The sequence below is a fragment of the Altericroceibacterium spongiae genome (assembly GCF_003610805.1).
GTDB lineage: Bacteria > Pseudomonadota > Alphaproteobacteria > Sphingomonadales > Sphingomonadaceae > Altericroceibacterium > Altericroceibacterium spongiae.
The window spans coordinates 580,318-597,640 of the sequence record NZ_RAPF01000001.1; the positions used below are offsets into that span (position 1 = coordinate 580,318).

18 protein-coding genes and 1 tRNA gene are annotated in these 17,323 nt (G+C 54.3%); 13 read left to right on the top strand and 6 right to left on the bottom strand.

What is annotated here, in order from left to right; genetic code table 11:
• Window positions 1-11 precede the first annotated feature (11 nt).
• Window positions 12-1,082, bottom strand: a complete 1,071-nt coding sequence (locus D6851_RS02765) for a two-component system sensor histidine kinase NtrB (protein ID WP_238473906.1) — start codon at window positions 1,080-1,082, stop codon at window positions 12-14.
• The gene (gene dusB / locus D6851_RS02770) at window positions 1,079-2,095 is read right to left on the bottom strand and encodes a tRNA dihydrouridine synthase DusB (protein ID WP_120323314.1); all 1,017 of its coding nucleotides are present in this window, start codon (window positions 2,093-2,095) and stop codon (window positions 1,079-1,081) included. The genes D6851_RS02765 and dusB overlap by 4 nt, the downstream gene beginning before the upstream one ends.
• A 77-nt stretch (window positions 2,096-2,172) precedes the next feature.
• Here dusB and D6851_RS02775 point away from each other — a divergent pair, with 77 nt between their 5' ends.
• The 3 genes from D6851_RS02775 to D6851_RS02785 are packed head-to-tail and all read left to right on the top strand — an operon-like array spanning window position 2,173 to window position 4,363.
• Complete coding sequence (locus D6851_RS02775; RefSeq protein WP_120323508.1) at window positions 2,173-3,324, top strand: bifunctional 2-C-methyl-D-erythritol 4-phosphate cytidylyltransferase/2-C-methyl-D-erythritol 2,4-cyclodiphosphate synthase; 1,152 nt, start codon at window positions 2,173-2,175, stop codon at window positions 3,322-3,324.
• 8 nt (window positions 3,325-3,332) lie between these two features.
• The gene (locus D6851_RS02780) at window positions 3,333-3,869 is read left to right on the top strand and encodes a hypothetical protein (RefSeq protein WP_120323315.1); all 537 of its coding nucleotides are present in this window, start codon (window positions 3,333-3,335) and stop codon (window positions 3,867-3,869) included.
• Entirely contained in the window at window positions 3,866-4,363 is a 498-nt protein-coding gene (locus tag D6851_RS02785; RefSeq protein ID WP_120323316.1) for a CinA family protein, read from the top strand. Before D6851_RS02780 ends, D6851_RS02785 begins: the two co-directional genes overlap by 4 nt.
• On the opposite strand, the gene D6851_RS02790 is transcribed toward D6851_RS02785, so the two are convergent.
• Together D6851_RS02790 and lipA are read right to left on the bottom strand one after the other, a co-directional pair.
• Entirely contained in the window at window positions 4,324-4,785 is a 462-nt protein-coding gene (locus tag D6851_RS02790) for a type II toxin-antitoxin system RatA family toxin (RefSeq protein WP_120323317.1), read from the bottom strand. The two genes, D6851_RS02785 and D6851_RS02790, sit on opposite strands and share 40 nt — an antisense overlap.
• Window positions 4,785-5,732: a lipoyl synthase gene (gene lipA / locus D6851_RS02795; RefSeq protein ID WP_120323318.1), complete on the bottom strand. Its 948-nt coding sequence runs from the start codon at window positions 5,730-5,732 to the stop codon at window positions 4,785-4,787. Before lipA ends, D6851_RS02790 begins: the two co-directional genes overlap by 1 nt.
• Window positions 5,733-5,790: 58 nt before the next feature.
• On the opposite strand from lipA, the gene D6851_RS02800 reads away from it, so the two are divergent.
• From D6851_RS02800 to D6851_RS02815, 4 genes are all read left to right on the top strand, one after another.
• The gene (locus tag D6851_RS02800) at window positions 5,791-6,444 is read left to right on the top strand and encodes a carbonic anhydrase (protein WP_120323319.1); all 654 of its coding nucleotides are present in this window, start codon (window positions 5,791-5,793) and stop codon (window positions 6,442-6,444) included.
• 54 nt (window positions 6,445-6,498) lie between these two features.
• On the top strand, window positions 6,499-7,203 hold the full coding sequence (locus D6851_RS02805) for an NYN domain-containing protein (protein WP_120323320.1): 705 nt from the start codon (window positions 6,499-6,501) through the stop codon (window positions 7,201-7,203).
• A gap of 71 nt (window positions 7,204-7,274) precedes the next feature.
• On the top strand, window positions 7,275-8,072 hold the full coding sequence (locus tag D6851_RS02810) for a DUF1206 domain-containing protein (protein ID WP_120323321.1): 798 nt from the start codon (window positions 7,275-7,277) through the stop codon (window positions 8,070-8,072).
• A 1-nt stretch (window position 8,073) separates the two neighbouring features.
• Window positions 8,074-8,826 (top strand): MauE/DoxX family redox-associated membrane protein, encoded by a 753-nt coding sequence (locus tag D6851_RS02815; RefSeq protein ID WP_120323322.1) that lies wholly within the window; start codon window positions 8,074-8,076, stop codon window positions 8,824-8,826.
• Window positions 8,827-8,837: 11 nt separating this feature from the next.
• Here the strand turns inward: D6851_RS02815 and D6851_RS02820 are convergent, their stop codons facing one another.
• Together D6851_RS02820 and mutL are read right to left on the bottom strand one after the other, a co-directional pair.
• Window positions 8,838-9,338: a hypothetical protein gene (locus tag D6851_RS02820; RefSeq protein WP_120323323.1), complete on the bottom strand. Its 501-nt coding sequence runs from the start codon at window positions 9,336-9,338 to the stop codon at window positions 8,838-8,840.
• Window positions 9,338-11,215, bottom strand: a complete 1,878-nt coding sequence (mutL, locus tag D6851_RS02825; protein WP_120323324.1) for a DNA mismatch repair endonuclease MutL — start codon at window positions 11,213-11,215, stop codon at window positions 9,338-9,340. Before mutL ends, D6851_RS02820 begins: the two co-directional genes overlap by 1 nt.
• A 178-nt stretch (window positions 11,216-11,393) precedes the next feature.
• Here mutL and D6851_RS02830 point away from each other — a divergent pair, with 178 nt between their 5' ends.
• The 6 genes from D6851_RS02830 to D6851_RS02855 all read left to right on the top strand — a co-directional run bounded on the left by D6851_RS02830 (window position 11,394) and on the right by D6851_RS02855 (window position 17,285).
• On the top strand, window positions 11,394-12,440 hold the full coding sequence (locus tag D6851_RS02830; protein ID WP_120323325.1) for a rod shape-determining protein: 1,047 nt from the start codon (window positions 11,394-11,396) through the stop codon (window positions 12,438-12,440).
• A 31-nt stretch (window positions 12,441-12,471) separates the two neighbouring features.
• On the top strand, window positions 12,472-13,401 hold the full coding sequence (gene mreC / locus D6851_RS02835) for a rod shape-determining protein MreC (protein ID WP_120323326.1): 930 nt from the start codon (window positions 12,472-12,474) through the stop codon (window positions 13,399-13,401).
• A gap of 92 nt (window positions 13,402-13,493) precedes the next feature.
• Window positions 13,494-13,955, top strand: coding sequence for a rod shape-determining protein MreD (gene mreD, locus D6851_RS02840; RefSeq protein WP_238473907.1), 462 nt, complete (start codon window positions 13,494-13,496; stop codon window positions 13,953-13,955).
• 9 nt (window positions 13,956-13,964) lie between these two features.
• On the top strand, window positions 13,965-15,998 hold the full coding sequence (gene mrdA / locus D6851_RS02845) for a penicillin-binding protein 2 (protein WP_120323328.1): 2,034 nt from the start codon (window positions 13,965-13,967) through the stop codon (window positions 15,996-15,998).
• Window positions 15,995-17,113: a rod shape-determining protein RodA gene (rodA, locus tag D6851_RS02850; protein ID WP_120323329.1), complete on the top strand. Its 1,119-nt coding sequence runs from the start codon at window positions 15,995-15,997 to the stop codon at window positions 17,111-17,113. Before mrdA ends, rodA begins: the two co-directional genes overlap by 4 nt.
• 96 nt (window positions 17,114-17,209) lie before the next feature.
• Window positions 17,210-17,285: transfer RNA gene (locus D6851_RS02855), tRNA-Lys, on the top strand.
• The last annotated feature ends 38 nt before the right edge of the window (window positions 17,286-17,323 follow it).

Consider the following 17,323-nt stretch of genomic DNA (forward strand, 5'->3'; position numbering starts at 1 on the left):
GCTCTTTCCCCTTACCCGAATTTGGCCATCGGTAAGTGGATGCGGAAATGCGTCCACCCTTCGGCCTCGTCCCTTTCGTGGCTTATCCGGCCATTCATGTCCCGCACCAGCTTGTTCACCAGTGCCAGGCCAAGCCCCTGACCATTTTTTTTGCTACTCACGAAAGGTTCGAAAATATGATCTCTCAGAGCCGGATCGATCCCCGATCCATTATCACTTACTCGCACTTCGATTGGCAGTCGGATCGGACGGCCGAGACGAATGGCGTTAAGAACAAGCCCGCTCACGAAGCGGGTGCGCAGTACGATCCGTGCATCCTCCCTGTCCTTGCAGGCATCTCTTGCGTTGGAAATGAGATTAATGAGGACTTGTACAAGTGAATCTTCATGAGCGAGCACAGGTGGCAGGGATGGATCGAATTCTTCGATCAGCCGGACACCTTTCATGCCAGCCGCTTCCGCTACTTCCGCTGCGCGGCGAATAATCGCATGGAGATTACACGGGGCAACTGGTTCAGGCTGCTCCCGGCCAAGACGCTGCATCCGGTCGATCAGCTTGGCAATGCGATCCACTTCGCCAGTGATAAGTGCTGTAAGTGGTTTATCCTGATCGCCAATCTTACGCGCGATAAGCTGGGCTGCACCGCGAATAGCGGAAAGCGGGTTTTTGATTTCGTGGGCCAGAATAGCCGGCGCTCGCAAAGGCGGTTCCTCGCCATCGCGCAAAGCCTCGCCCGTGCCCAGTTCCTGCATGGTCAGCAATTGCCAGCCATTATGGCCAGTGACGGGCGAAAGCATGATGTCGAGCCGCATCGGTGTGCCATCCAGAAACCGAGTTGTGACCGAATGGGCGGAAAGCTGGGCATCCCCCTGCGCCAGCAAGCCTGTGAGGCGCTCGCCTTCAAAAGTAACGATATCACCAAGTTTGCGCCCCACCAGACGCCGCACGCTGAGACCGATCAGCTGTTCGGCTGCCGGATTGCTCTGGGCAATAGTAAGATCAGGCTCCAGCAGAAGCACCGCTATCCCCAGGCTGTTGAGAAGGAGACGCGGCTCTATCGGATTGCCCGGATTGGGAATCACGCGGCGCGGCGCTTTAGAAATGGCTCATAGAAACGCGCGATTTCGCCAAGAACCTGCTCCGGATCCTCGATAAAATTGGCGTGATTTCGAAATTCCGCCGAGCCATGCATGCCTTTGGTATACCAGCCCAGATGTTTGCGGGCTATCTTTACACCGACCTGCGGACCGTAATGGTCCAGCATCGCACGGTAATGTTCGACCAGAACATTATATTGCTCATCAAAAGACGGGCTCGGAATAATCTCACCGGTCCGCCACCAATGCATCACCTGCCCCAGAAGCCAGGGTTTGCCATAGGCGCCGCGACCGATCATGATGCCATCTGCCCCGCTTTGTTCGAGCGCATTTGCAGCATCTTCCACTCCGCAAATATCGCCATTGGCAATGACCGGAATGGAAACGGCTTCCTTGACCTTGCGGATATATTCCCAATCCGCTTCACCCTTATACATCTGGTTCCGGGTCCGGCCGTGAACGGTAATCATCTGGGCGCCGATATCCTCGGCAATGCGCGCAAGTTCGGGCGCATTCAGTGAGGCATGATCCCAGCCCATACGCATTTTGACAGTCACCGGAACTTTAACCGCTTTTACGGTTGCTTCGATCAGTCTGGTCGCCAGCGGGACTTCACGCATCAGAGCCGATCCGGCATAGCCATTGGTGACCTTGCGCACCGGACAGCCCATATTGATATCAATAATTGCGGCCCCGCGATCTTCATTGAGTTTGGCCGCTTCGCCCATTTCTTCTGGAAGACACCCAACAAGCTGCATAGACACCGGATTTTCGGTTTCATGCCAGGCCGCTTTCTGAAGCGACTGACGGGTTTCCCGAATAGCGGCAGGCGATGCGATCATCTCGGTGACATTGAGGCCGGAGCCATATCGTCGCACCAGCGTACGGAACGGCATATCCGTCACCCCCGTCATAGGGGCCAGGATTACCGGACAGTCGATTTCGACATTCCCGATACGGATCGGCTTCAGGGCCGGAGGAGTTGGTGCTGCGGTCATATTAATCTTGTGCCTAATTTATAGGCAGGCGCATAGTGGATTGCAGCGAAGGCCGCAAGGAGCTAGCGCCGCCGGCCATGGCACAGGAAGCACCCTTTTCAGCAATCATCGTTGCAGCCGGTAAAGGTCTGCGCGCTGCGCAGGCTGTGCCTAAGCAATTCGCCTTATGGCGCGGAAAACCAGTTTTGCGCCATTCCGCAGAAAAGCTGGCTCTTTGCGGTGCCTGGCCGATAGTTGTTGCAGTTCCTTCCGACTATCGCGATGGGGCTGAAAAAATACTGGCAGGAATTTCCGGCATTTCTTTCGTTAATGGCGGCGAATCGCGACAGGATTCGGTTCGTATAGCTCTCGAATCAATGGCGGAACTTGGATCAACACCGGATCGGGTCCTAATTCACGATGCGGCGCGTCCTGATTTGCCGCGTTCCGTGATTGATCGCCTGCTGACTGTGCTTGAAAAAGAAGCAGGTGCAATTCCGGTTTTGCCTGTGGTGGACAGCCTCGTTATTGATAAAAACGGTCTGATGGCAGGCAGTGCGCGACGAGAGGATTTGCGTCGGGTACAAACTCCGCAGGCTTTTCGTTTTGAAGATATACTGGCCGCCCATCGAAGCTGGCAGGAAGATAGTATGGCAGGCGACGATGCGCAGGTGCTGCGAGCCGCCGGTGGCGCTGTCGGGCTGGTCGACGGCGATGAAAGGCTTCATAAGCTGACTTTTGCCAAGGATTTCATGGACCATATGCCAGCCATTCGGACCGGGCTCGGTTTCGATGTTCATCGCCTCGCTGTCGGCGAGGAATTGTGGCTTTGCGGCCTTCCGATCGCGCATGATCGTGGACTTGCGGGTCATAGCGATGCCGATGTCGGCCTGCACGCGCTTGTCGATGCCCTGCTCGGCGCAGTTGCAGCAGGCGATATCGGACAACATTTTCCACCAAGCGATCCACAATGGAAAGGGGCACCTTCATCTCGCTTTGTCGAACATGCGGTATCGCTTGTAGCGAGTGCGGGTTACCGCGTCGGCAATGTTGATCTTACACTGATGTGCGAAGCCCCCAAGATCGGGCCTCACCGTGAAGCCATGCGCCGGAAACTTGCTGAACTGCTGGGCGTTGATATCGCACAGGTTAGCGTGAAAGCCACTACAACCGAACGTCTGGGCTTTACCGGGCGCGAGGAAGGCATCGCCGCTCAGGCAATAACCACGGTGATCCGTAACGGAGAATGATAAGCCCAATGTCTAAACGCAAATGCCTTGCCGGCCTGCTGGCCATAACGGGCCTTCTGAGCAGTTCCACCGCCTTTGCGCAAAGCTGTATCAAAGAACAGGAAGTCAAGTCGCTGACTCTCTATGCGCTGCCAACGGTTATTCAGGCTGCGCAAACGCGATGCACCGCTTCGCTTTCTTCCAATGGTTTCATGGCCACCGGCGCAGCCGAACTGGCCTCTCGCTATCAGGCTCTGAAAGATGATAACTGGCCTGTCGCTCGAGACGTTCTGATTCGTATGACGGCAAAGGGCGATCAGCCACAGGATCGGCGTATGGGCCTGATCCTGGAACAGATGCCACCCGACACCGTAAGGGAGTTGCTGGATTCGATTATTCTTCAGAAGCTCAGCGAAGAAATCCAGCCAGACAAATGCACGACCATTGAGCACGGGCTTGAAATCGCCGCCCCGCTCGAACCTGAAGAAACCGCCAGTATTTTCGCTTTTGTCCTGACGCTTGCCGCGCCGGACGACATGAATATCTGCCCAGTGGATGAAAAATGACCGATAGCCTTCTTCCAGACGAGATCGTCAAACTCGCCCGCCGCGTGATTGAGGAAAATGCCGTTGCCGGGCGCAAGATCAGTCTTGCCGAAAGCTGTACCGGCGGCCTCGTTGCTGCTGCCCTGACTGAAATTCCGGGTTCTTCTGCAGTGTTCGATCGCGGCTTTGTGACCTATTCCAATGAAGCGAAGGAACAGGAGCTCGATGTCAAAAGCGACATTATAGAGACCTTCGGCGCTGTCTCGATTGCCTGTGTCTATGCTATGGCGCAGGGGGCGCTCGAACATAGTGAGGCCGATGTATCCGTCGCGATCAGTGGTGTGGCCGGGCCCGATGGAGGGACCGACCAGAAGCCTGTGGGCACGGTGGTATTTGCCCGCGCAGTGCGCGGCGTGGATGAACCGGAAGCCGAACTGCGTAACTTCGAAGCGTCCAGCCGCTCCGATGTACGCCGTCAGGCTGCGCTATGCGCACTGGAACTACTGTTGCCGTAAAGCTCGTCGGCGCGCTGTTCGAATGCGTTGACCATCTTGCGAAAGGCACGATCGAAATACTGACCGGCAAGAGCTTCGAACATACGGCTTTTGAACGCGAAATCGACTGTGAAATCGATTTCGCAGCCCCCGCCCTCTACATCCCGGAAAACCCAGTGATTGTCGAGATCCCGTAAAGGGCCATCGACATATTGCACACGCAGATTTCCGGGGCGTTCCTTGTGGACCCGCGAGGTAAATTTTTCCCGCAGGGCTTTGAAACCAACCAGCATATCAGCCACCATTTCTTCGCCATCGTCGGAACGAATACGCGTGGCGACGACCCAGGGAAGAAATTCCGGATAGCTGGCGACATCGGCCACCAGATCGAACATTTGCTCTGCCGAATAAGGCAGGCGACGGGTTTCTTTAATTCCGGGCATCAGGCTTTTTTCACGACCGGCCTGGTCTTTCCCTTGTCGAGCTTGGCGGCGCGTGCAGCCTGCATTTCCGCAAAATCTTCACCGGCATGATAGCTCGAACGTGTCAGCGGGCTCGATGCCACCTGAAGGAAACCTTTTGCTCTTGCGATCGAACCGTAAGCGTCAAACACTTTCGGGCTGACGAAATCCACCACTTTGGCATGTTTCGGCGTCGGCTGGAGATACTGGCCGAGAGTGACGAAATCGATCTGGGCAGAACGCATATCATCCATCACCTGATGGACCTCAAGGCGCTGCTCGCCAAGCCCTAGCATCATACCTGATTTCGTGAAAATCAACGGATCATGCGCTTTCACTTCTTCGAGCAGACGCAATGAGGCATAATAGCGAGCACCGGGACGGATCGTTGGATAAAGGCGAGGGACCGTTTCCAGATTGTGATTAAAAACATCCGGCCCCGCTTCGCAGATCGCCTCGATCGATGGGCGCATTTTGCCGCGAAAATCAGGCGTTAGAATTTCGATTGTCGTATTCGGTGCTTCACGGCGTAGCGCATTGATTACCTTTACGAACTGGCCAGCTCCGCCATCGGGAAGATCGTCCCGGTCAACGGATGTGATCACAATATGTTCGAGGCCCATTTTGGCGGCAGCAATGGCGACATGCTCGGGCTCAAGCGGATCGACTTTGCGAGGCATACCCGTTTTGACATTACAAAAAGCACAGGCGCGGGTGCAGACATCACCGAGGATCATCACGGTAGCGTGTTTCTTGGTCCAGCACTCACCGATATTGGGGCACGCAGCCTCTTCACACACGGTGTTGAGGTTGAGATCACGCATCAATTTGCGCGTTTCATGGTAGCCCTTGGTGACAGGGGCCTTGACGCGGATCCAATCGGGCTTGCGCTGGCGTTCCGGGCGCGGCGCTGCAGACATGTCGTTCATAAGGCCCACTTAGTCATCCCTCTTGCCAGTGGCAATGGCAGGGTGCATCAGCAACGTCATGTCGAACGAAATTTCTCCTGAACTCGAAGAGCTTCTTGCCGGCTACCGCCGGTTTCGCGAAAAAGGCTGGCAACCGGAACGTGAACGCTGGGCCACATTGCAGGAGGGGCAGGAACCGCGCGTGATGGTCATCGCCTGTTCTGACAGCCGAGTCGATCCTTCGCAGATATTCGACGTCAGTCCGGGCGAAATCTTCGTCGTGCGTAATGTGGCAGCCATGGTGCCACCGTTCGAAACCAATCCCGGCCATCATGGTGTTTCAGCTGCGCTGGAATTCGCTGTTCAGGTCCTGAAAGTGAGTGAAGTGGTCGTGATGGGTCATGGAATGTGCGGAGGCTGCAAAGCTGCCCTCACCCAGGAACTGCATGGCGCCGAACCGGGTCGAGGCGGCTTCATTGCCAACTGGATTTCCATGCTGGATGAAGCGCGCGCGCCTATCGCTGAACAACTCGGGACAGCGAGCCGGGAGGCTGAACGGGCCATGGAACTGGCCGGTGTTAAAGTCAGCCTCGACCATCTGCGCACATTTCCTTGCGTGCAGACCAAGGAAGGCAGCGGCAAGCTCAAATTGCGCGGCGCCTATTTTGCTATTTCGGACGGGCTTCTGCATTTGCTGGACGAAGAAACAGGTGAATTTTCCCCCATAAGCTGATCTGTCTGCTTATGGCTTGCCAGCTCCATATGGCCTTGCGACAAGCGGCGAATCATGTCTGAACCTTTGCTCAAAAATATCGCCCTGCTGATCGACGCTGACAATGCCAGCCATCATGGTATCGATCCTGTCCTTACGGTTCTTGCTGAACTGGGACAGGTCAATATTCGGCGCGCTTATGGTAACTGGGCAAAGCCCGCCCTGCATAAATGGAATACGATCACCCATCGTTTTGGACTTCAGCCGCAACAGCAATTCGATCTGACTAAAGGCAAGAATGCCACCGATATGGCGATGACTATCGATGCCATCGACCTGCTTTATGCAGGCAAGGTCGATGGCTTCGGTATTATGAGTTCGGATAGTGATTTCACACCGCTTGTGACCAGATTGCGACAGGACGGGCTGATCGTTTACGGCTTTGGTAGCGCCAAGGCTCCGGAAGCCTTCAAGACCGCCTGCACGCGCTATATCGATGTCGACAAACTGATCGATACGACGAAAGAAGGCTATGAACAGGATGCAAAACCGGTCGATGAGGATCTGATCGACTTGCTTGGCGATGCCTGGCGAGCCGCCAGTCGTGACGATGATGGTTTCGCCAAATTGCAGGAAGTGGGACAGATTGCCGGCAACCGTTCCAGTTTTGATGTGCGAAACCATGGTTACAAGCGATTGTCCGAACTGGTTCGTGCCAATGATCGCTTTAAACTGGAGCGCCGGGCGGATGGTCAGCTTTATATGAAGCGCTTGCGCTAACTGCCGATAACAGACTTTCGGGCACAAATTCCCGCCCCTTCCGTTGCAGCAACAGCAATGAAGGGGCATTTATGGTTGATAAATCAGAGAAATTTCGCTGGTTAATACGGCTTGGCTTTGCATCACGAGGTGTGGTCTACGCGCTGATCGGCTACCTTGCCCTGTCCGGTCCGGGGCAAAATGACGGGCCGTCGGGCTCTTTCTCTTACCTTCAGGATATGCCGGCAGGTACTCCTTTATTATACGTCGCCGCGCTGGGGCTGTTAGGTTACGGATTATATCGCCTGTGTTCACCTGTATTCGATATTGAAAATTACGGCCATGACAAAACCGGCATTGCTCACCGTGTAGGACATGCAGGGAGCGCATTTGCGCATTTCGTGCTGGCCTATACCGCTCTCCAATTTGCCATGGGAAGTCACCAGTCAGGTAGTGGCAGTACCGCTGAGCAGGCGGCTGACACCGTTCTCAGCGTGAGCTTTGGCGGTTTTGTACTCGGTCTTCTGGGCCTGGCATTTTTGCTGGCCGGGCTGGCTCAGGCCAAGAAGGGGCTGACGGCCAGTTTCATGCAACGCATTTCGGCACAGGCTCCTGCCTTTGTCGAATGGCTCGGTCGCGCAGGCTTCTTTGCAAGGACGGTGGTTTTCGTCATTATCGGGTGGTCGCTTATCCAGTCCGCCTGGTTTTCGAGTAGTGAGCGAGTGAAAACCCTTGGAGAGGCGATCACTTCACTGGCAGATAGTGGAGCGTTGTACAATTTGGTCGCGATCGGCCTGCTGCTCTTCGGTATCTTCAGTATTTTCATGGCTCGATACCGGATCGTGCCCGACCTTGATTCAAGCGGACTTAAACCGGCATTTCGAGGGTAATATGGCCCAGAAACAGCAAAAAACCGCAAACCTTTATCGCATGGTAATGGAAAAGCACATTTGTCCTTTCGGGCTTAAATCCCGATGGTTGCTGGAGAGCAATGGCTATGAAGTGGAAGATCATCATCTGACCACGCGCAAGGAAACGGACGCCTTTCAAGAAAAGCACGATGTTGAAACCACGCCGCAAACCTTTATTGATGGTGAGCGGATCGGGGGGTACGATGAACTGCGCGCCTATTTCGGTAATCAGCCGCAAGATGCGGATGAAACAAGCTATCAACCGGTTCTGGCTGTCTTTACGGTTGCACTCGGCCTTGCTCTGTCGCTTAGCATATGGCTGTTTGGAACACCGCTAACCGTTCGTGCCATGGAATGGTTCATCACTTTTTCCATGGCCATGCTCGCTATGCTCAAACTACAGGATGTCGAGCAGTTTTCGACCATGTTCCTGAGCTATGATTTGCTCGCTCAGCGTCACGTCCCTTATGCCTATATTTACCCCTTCGCGGAGGCATCAGCAGCCATCTTAATGGCTGGGCGGCTTTTGCCTTTTCTTTCTATTCCGATTGCTTTCTTCATCGGAACGATCGGCGCCATTTCCGTCTTTTATGCGGTTTATATCCAGAAGCGCGAGATTAAATGCGCCTGCGTGGGCGGTGGAAGCAATGTGCCGCTAGGCTTTGTTTCGCTCACGGAGAATCTGGCCATGATCGCCATGGCTCTGTGGATGTCAGGCCGTATGATCTTTTAAATGAATGTGGATCAGGCACTGCACTGTACGAGGCCCGAACCGTCATACACCACCCTGTTAAAGGCATCGCGCAAAATCACGCTGCCATCATAATTGGTGGTTTTGTTACCTGCTGGGCGCCCCTCGCCCGAAATCTTGAGACGCAGAGAATATTCGAGTCCGTCATATTTTGACCAGGTCCCCAACGGCAGCTCACGTGCGCCTATATCTCTGGCGAAACGCGTCATTTTTCCATCGATCTTCATATAGGCCACTTCGGGCTGAGCGATCACGCGCGTGCCGAGGCTCGTTCCCGGAGCATAATTGCACCCTGAACCGGAAAGATCGTGCTCTTCTATATCGACATATGTGATCGAATCGGGCGTGATTTCGGTTAAAGGTGGTCTGGCACTTTGCTGTGCTTTTTCGATCATGGCGATATCGCGCCGATCTTTGTCAGCCTGTTCCTCTGGTGTCAGTTCCTTGTGGCACCCTGCCAGCAGGATTACAGCCCCCAGTAATGCAACGCGCATCAATGCCTCCCGAACAGCTTTTCCACATCCCCCATAGAAAGCTTCACCCAGGTTGGCCGGCCGTGATTGCACTGACCTGATCGTGGTGTTCTTTCCATTTCGCGTAAAAGAGCGTTCATTTCAGTTACATTCAGCGTCCGGCCAGCGCGAACCGAGCCATGACAAGCCATTGTAGCCAATACATAATCCAATTTTTCGCCCAGTAGCAGTGCCTCGCCATGTTCGGCAAGATCGTCAGCGATGTCCTGTAACAATTTCTGGGGATCGGCCTTTTTAAGGGAACCTGGCATGGCTCTGACCAGCATGGCTGCGGGGCCGAACCGCTCGATCGTCAATCCCAGTTCAGCGAATTTGCCGGCATTATCTTCCAGGCGGTCACAAGCCAGTTCGTCCAGTTCGACAACTTCGGGCATCAGCAAAGCCTGACTGGCTGCTACTTTATCACTGGCACCCCCAGCTTTCAGCCTTTCCAGAACCAGCCGTTCATGCGCCGCATGCTGATCGACAATTACGAGTCCGTCTGCTGCTTCAGCAACAATATAGGTATTCGCTATCTGACCGCGGGCGATACCAAGAGGGTATTCGTCCAGATCGTCCGGCGCTTCTGTCGCTTCTTCTGCTCTGCCTTGTGGCGCGGCCCAATCGCCTGCTGGTTTGTTGGCCATCATGGCAGGCATAGCGGCTGTCGGAGAAGACAGACCGGCAAAATCCGATTTGTTCTCACGCACAGAGTGAGAAGAGCCGCTCCAGTCGCGCCCCTGGAAAATCGAGCGCATGACCGGAGAGGGTTCATCACGTAAGGCGTCGGAACGCACTGGTTCAGATTGCCAGCGAGCCATTGCTTCGGCGGAGGGTTCCTGCGCGCTACGCTTATCGCCGGTTGCCAATGCCTGCCGTAATCCGGACACCAGAAAGCCACGCACGGCCGGAGCATCACGAAATCGCACTTCCGTTTTTGCTGGATGCACATTCACATCCACGTCTTCCACTGGAAGTGTCAGAAAAAGGGCCAGCACTGCATGACGGTCACGTGCCAGCATATCGGCATAAGCTCCGCGAACTGCACCAGTCAGCAACCGATCTTTGACCGGGCGGCCATTGACGAAGAGATATTGATGGTCAGCAACGCCACGATTGTATGTCGGCAAGCCTGCCACCCCCGTTAATCGCATAGAATCGCGCTGGAAATCGAGGAGCACACCATTATCGGCCAGTTCGCGTGCAATGATCTGTGCCACACGATTTTCAACCGATTCTCCGGCCTGCAGGTTTAGAATGCGTCGCCCGCCATGCTCAAAACTGAATGCAATGTCAGGCCGGGCCATGGCGAGTCGCCGGACAATATCGAGGCACGCCGCATATTCACTGCGAGGCGTGCGAAGGAATTTTCGTCTGGCCGGAACCTTCCCGAACAGATTTTCCACCCGCACACGCGTTCCGGGCGGCAAGGCAGCCGGGCCCTCCTCTGTAACGACACCGTGATCGACAACACGCTTCCAGCCGGTTTCGGCGCCGCGCACCCGGCTCTCCAGCGTCAGTCGCGCGACACTTGCGATCGAGGGCAACGCTTCTCCGCGAAAGCCAAGCGTAGCGACACGCTCGATCGCCCCTTCGGCCCCTACCAGACTTTCGGGCAATTTTGATGTCGCATGGCGTTCAAGCGCAAGAGCCATCTCATCGGCGCTCATCCCGCAACCATCATCGGTCACTTCGATCCGGGTGAGGCCGCCTTCGACAATCGAAACGGCAATGCGGGTCGCTCCCGAATCCACTGCATTTTCGATCAATTCCTTAAGAGCGGATGCTGGCCTTTCGACCACTTCGCCTGCAGCAATGCGGTTGACGAGGTTTTCCGGAAGCCTTCTAATGGTAGCCATAAAACCATCCTAGCGGTGAAGTAGCGTGAATTCGAGTTGGGCGGTGTAAAACTCCACCGTTTTGGTCACAAATTTTTGGCCTTTCTAAACTGGTTGCGTTAAGGAGCCGCTTCCCACAGGCCAAACCGGCATTCTGAAGCAGTTTTGTGCATCTTGCCGGGATCAGACGGATTAATCGATGAGTTCTTTCTTTTCCAAGTTCTTCAAGTTCGGCTCGCAGAACATGGCAATCGACCTCGGCACAGCCAATACTCTTGTTTATGTGCAGGATCGCGGGATAGTCCTCAATGAACCCTCCGTTGTGGCCATCGAAACATTGAACGGAATCAAGCGCGTTAAGGCCGTTGGTGATGATGCGAAACTGATGATGGGCAAGACGCCTGACAGTATCGAAGCTATTCGTCCGATGCGCGATGGTGTGATCGCCGATATTGAAATTGCGGAAGAAATGATCAAGCATTTCATCCGCAAGGTACACGGTAAGAAGAGCCTGTTCCGTTATCCTGAAATCGTGATCTGCGTTCCCTCGGGCTCGACTTCGGTCGAACGCCGCGCCATCCGGGATGCTGCATCGAATGCAGGTGCCTCTGAAGTCTTTCTGATTCTCGAACCAATGGCAGCAGCTATCGGTGCCGATATGCCGGTAACGGAACCGGTTGGCTCCATGGTGGTCGATATTGGTGGGGGCACAACCGAAGTCGCGGTTCTCTCACTACGCGGTCTGGCCTACACAACCAGCGTTCGCACCGGTGGTGACAAGATGGATGAAGCCATCGTTTCTTATGTCCGCCGACATCACAACCTGCTTATCGGAGATGCTACGGCTGAACGCATCAAAAAGGGATATGGCATTGCCACCGCTCCCGAAGATGGCGTCGGGGAAACGATCAATATCAAAGGGCGCGACCTTGTGAACGGCGTGCCCAAGGAAATCACTATCAATCAGGCGCATGTTGCCGATGCCTTGTCTGAGCCCATCGGGGCAATCGTTGAAGGTGTGCGGATTGCGCTGGAAAACACGGCGCCCGAACTTGCTGCCGATATTGTCGATCAGGGTATAGTGCTAACTGGCGGTGGAGCGCTTATTCGCGGGCTTGACGAATATTTGCGAGAAGAAACGGGCTTGCCTGTCAGTATTGCGGAAGATCCGCTGTCTTGCGTCGCTTTGGGCACCGGACGCGCCATGGAGGATCCGATGTATCGTGGTGTACTGATGACCGCATAAGACGTAATTTCTTAAGTAGAAAGGGGCGGTTATGGCGCCGCCGACGATACGGCGATCGGCCTTTAGGTCCGGAATGAACAAGAAGGCGCGTTTTAGCGCCTTCACTGGCTATCTTGTTGCTTCATTCGGTATGCTGATCGGGGTTATTTTGCTGGCAGTGTCCATCTGGCAGCCACACCTATTTTCGAATCTGCGCACACAGGCTAGCGATATCGTCTCGCCAGCCGCAAATGCTGGTGCTGTCGCACGGGATGACAGCCGCTCCTTCTTGCAGGTCGTAGCAGGCTATTACCGGGCGGGCAGCAAGAATGCTCAGTTAAAACGCGAAATGGAAATTGCGCGTGTAAAACTGGCCGAAGCGGAGGCAGTAAAGCAGGAAAATAAACGTCTTAAGGCCATCCTTGGTCTTAGAGATCGTGATCCAGAGCCTGTTGCAATGGCTCGCCTGATCGGTTCGACCAGCGCCAGTGCAAGACGCTTTGCCTATTTATCCCGCGGACGCAGTGATGGTGTCCAGCCAGGTATGCCAGTTGTTGCTGCAAAAGGTCTGGTCGGACGAGTACTCGAGTCAGGCGATCACAGTTCACGCATCATGCTGTTAACCGATACGGAAAGTATGGTGCCGGTCCGTCGGTCGACCGATAATATCGTGGCTTTCGCTGAGGGGCGCGCCAACGGATCCTTGCGTATACGTTTGATTGATCTGGGGATTAACCCTCTCAAAACCGGTGATGTTTTTGTTACATCAGGTGCCGGTGGTCTTTTCCCTCCCGGCGTTGCTGTGGCCGTGGTGAGTAAAATCACGAAGGATGGCGCAATTGCCAACCTGCTTGCTAATCCCGCCGCGACCGATTTTGTGGCTATCGAACCGCAATGGCATGGTAATATAAAAGACTTGGAAGCGCCATCACAACAAGAGGATGCAAACACAAGCGGCACATCCTCTGAGCCAAACGAATGATTTCTCCCTTCAATCCGCGAGCACGCAGTGATGCTTATGGCAGTAAGATCAATCGGGATCATTCCTCGATACTGGTTTACGGTGTGCCATGGGTGACAATTATTCTGGCATGTCTTGCGCCGATGGTCCCATTTATTGCTCTGGCGCCTCTCATACCTCCGTTAGGCTATCTTTTCCTGCTCACCTGGCGATTGGTTCGCCCTGGCCTCCTTCCTTTATGGGCAGGTCTTCCTCTGGGGGCATTGGATGACCTGTTTTCCGGTCAGCCTTTCGGTAATGGAATTTTTCTCTTTTCAATCACGCTGCTGACGCTGGAAACCGTAGAAATGCGCTTTCCCTGGCGCAGCTTCCTGCTCGACTGGCTGACAGCTTCTATTGCTCTGGCGATTTATCTTTACGCTGGTTTTCTTTTTTCAGGCGCCGAGCTGACATCCATACAGCTTAGACTCATCCTTCCTCAGCTATTGCTCTCTATCGTGCTGTTTCCCATTATCGCCCGCATGGTGGCCTTACTAGATCGTTTCCGTCTGATGCGTATCCGCAGAGTCGGATAGGCTTCTGATATGAAAAAGAAATTTTCTACTGGTAGTTTGCGCAACAGCTTCGAACGGCGAAGCTTTATTATCGGTTCATTGCAAGGCGGGATCGGGCTGCTGCTGGCTGCCCGAATGGGCTACATTGCTGTAGCCGAAAATAAAAAATACAAGATGGAATCGGAAAGTAACCGGGTCAATCTTAGTCTGATACCCCCTCGCAGAGGCTGGATACTCGATCGTAATGGAGCTCCTCTCGCATCCAACAAAGCCGATTTTCGCGTCGATATTATTCCCGACCGGCTGAACGATCCTGCCACAGCAATCGATACTCTGGGTGAATTGCTTGATCTCAGTGCTGTTCAGGTAAAGGATCTGAAGGCCAAGCTTGAAAATGTGCATGGCTTTCAGCCAATCGAAGTGGCCAGCGGTCTCGATTACGATGCTTTTGCTGCGATTAGTGTACGTCTGCCGGACCTGCCCGGGGTTGTGCCGCAACGCGGTTTTTCTCGATACTATCGCACTGGTCCATCGGTTGGTCATCTCATTGGCTTTGTCGGCCCGGCTTCGGCGGAAGAATATGAGAAGGAGCCCAGTCAACTTCTTGTCACACCCGGATTTAAGCTCGGCAAGGATGGGTTGGAAAAAGAATTTGAACAAACATTGCGCGGAAAACCGGGTGCGCGCCGGGTGGAAGTGACCGCCAGTGGCCGAGTTGTGCGTGATCTTAATACCCGCGAAGATACGCAAGGTCAGTCCATCAGACTGACGATAGACGGCCCGTTACAAGACTATGCAGCGAGGCGGATTGGACTCGAATCCGGCTCGGTTGTTGTGATCGATTGCCTGACTGGTGATCTCATGTGCATGGCATCCATGCCCAGCTTCGACCCGAACAGCTTTTCCGATGGCATTGGCCGGGTTGAATATAAAATGCTGAGTGAAGACGAACGGGTTCCGTTGCGAAACAAGGTTCTAAAAGGTCTCTATCCGCCAGGATCAACTGTAAAGCCCATGGTTGCCATGTCCTTTCTCGAGGCAGGACTTGACCCGAATGAAAGCACAATCTGCAATGGCGGTTTGCGGGTTGGTAACCGGGTTTTCCACTGCTGGAACCGACGGGGCCATGGCCGGGTCGACATGTCAAAGGGTATCTATCAGAGCTGCGACGTCTATTTTTATTATTTCGCTCAAAAACTGGGCATGAATATCATCGCCGATATGGCGCGCCGCTGTGGTCTCGGCCAAACCTTTCCACTGCCGGTAACCAGCCAGTTTTATGGCACCGTTCCCGATCCAGAATGGAAACTTAAAAAATACGGTCGCGAATGGCAGGCCTATGACACGGTGAACGCTACAATCGGTCAAGGGTATATGCTGTTTAATCCCTTACAATTGGCTGTGTATGCGTCCCGCATTGCCACTGGTAACAAGATCATGCCCCGTTTACTTCTGAATGGATCGAAACCCAGTTTTGACGGCATGAATTTCCATGGCGACCATGTTCAGGTAATCCAGCAGGCAATGAGCGATGTGATCAACGGCCCCGGCACTGCCGGTCGCGCCCGCTTGCCGATTGACGGGATCAAAATGGCCGGCAAAACCGGAACCGCACAAGTCGTCAGCCTTAACGTGTCGAGCGGCAAAGGTGGGCCATGGAAATATCGCGATCACGGCCTGTTCATCTGTTTCGCTCCCTTTGATAATCCGCGCTATGCGACTGCGGTCGTCATCGAACATGGTGGCGGCTCAGGGTCAGCCTATCCTATTGCCCGCGACGTCATGACATTCTTGTTTGATCCCGAAAAGGGGCTTGAGGCGTTACACGCTCTGGAGAAACAGTGGGGTGGCACTGCTCAGGAAAGGCTGGCCGCTCGTTATGCCGCCTATGCTGCCGAAGCCGGGGTCGACATTCCCCCTGCTCCGAACGATCCTGCTGATATTGCCCGTAAGGTCGATGCCGAGGCACGCGCAGCTGCCGCACAGCCACAGGAAGTGGCTACAGGTGCCGTGACACCGGGGCCTGAACCCGTGGATGACAGACAGGGAGGGTCTCCTGAATGAGGAGTAGCTTGCTTCCCGGGCCGATCGCCGCGCAACCTTGGCGGGTCATCATTCCGTTAACATTGCTAACATTTTTTGGCGCAACGGTATTATACTCGGCTGCAGGCGGTTCTTTTGAGCCTTTTGCCTCCTCGCAATTGCTTCGTTATGGCATCTTCCTGCTTCTGGCACTGGTCATGTCTTATATGCCGCAAGAGCTGGTGCGGTGGGCGGCTTTCCCAGTTTACGGTGTAGTTGTATTACTTCTGATAGGCGTCGAAACTATCGGTGCAATCGGAGGCGGTAGTCAGCGCTGGCTCAATATTGGCCCGCTCGTTTTGCAGCCATCCGAACTGATGAAGCCGGCGATCGTGCTGGCTCTGGCGCAATTCTATCATTCGCTGCCCCCTGGCCTGACAGGAAGCTGGCGCGCTTTAATTCCTGCAGGCGTCCTGATCGCCGTACCGATGGGGCTTGTTCTCATGCAGCCCGATCTCGGTACATCGCTGGCAATCGCTTTTGGCGGTGCTGTGGTAATGTTTCTTGCCGGATTGCCGATGAAATGGTTTGTTGGCGGCGGCATAGCGGGTTTGATTGCTGTTCCATTAGCCTTCTTCTTTGGCCTTGAGGAATATCAGCAAAGACGGGTTACCACTTTTCTCGATCCGGAAAGTGATCCGCTTGGTGCCGGTTATCATATTACACAGTCCAAGATTGCTATTGGGTCGGGCGGTTTGTTTGGCAAAGGGTTTGGCAATGGTTCGCAAAGCCATCTCAACTATTTGCCAGAGCCCCATACGGATTTCGTCTTCGCAACCATGGCGGAGGAATGGGGGCTATTGGGCGGACTTGCTGTTCTCCTGATTTTCGGCCTTGTCTTGCGCTGGGGCCTCACAGTAGCACGCCGTGCGCCTGACCGTTTTTCGGGCTTGCTGGCAGGCGGAATGACAGCGACAATCTTTTTTTATGTCGCCATCAACCTTATGATGGTGATGGGGCTTGCTCCGGTTGTCGGTATTCCCTTGCCATGGATGAGCCATGGTGGCTCATCCATGATGACGAATATGATCTGTATCGGCACAATTATGATGGTCGATCGCTGGAACAAATCGCGGCGTTCGAGCAGCTTGCAATAAAAATTTCAAAACAGGCAAATTAACCCTTTCCATCTGAAAAATGATCTGTATATCCGCCCCTCACCGGCGGAAGCCGGAGCGGCAAATTGCCCGAGTGGACGCATAGCTCAGTTGGCAGAGCAGCTGACTCTTAATCAGCGGGTCCTAGGTTCGAGCCCTAGTGCGTCCACCATTTTTCCTCTTTGAAATTTGATATTTACGGGTTTTCCA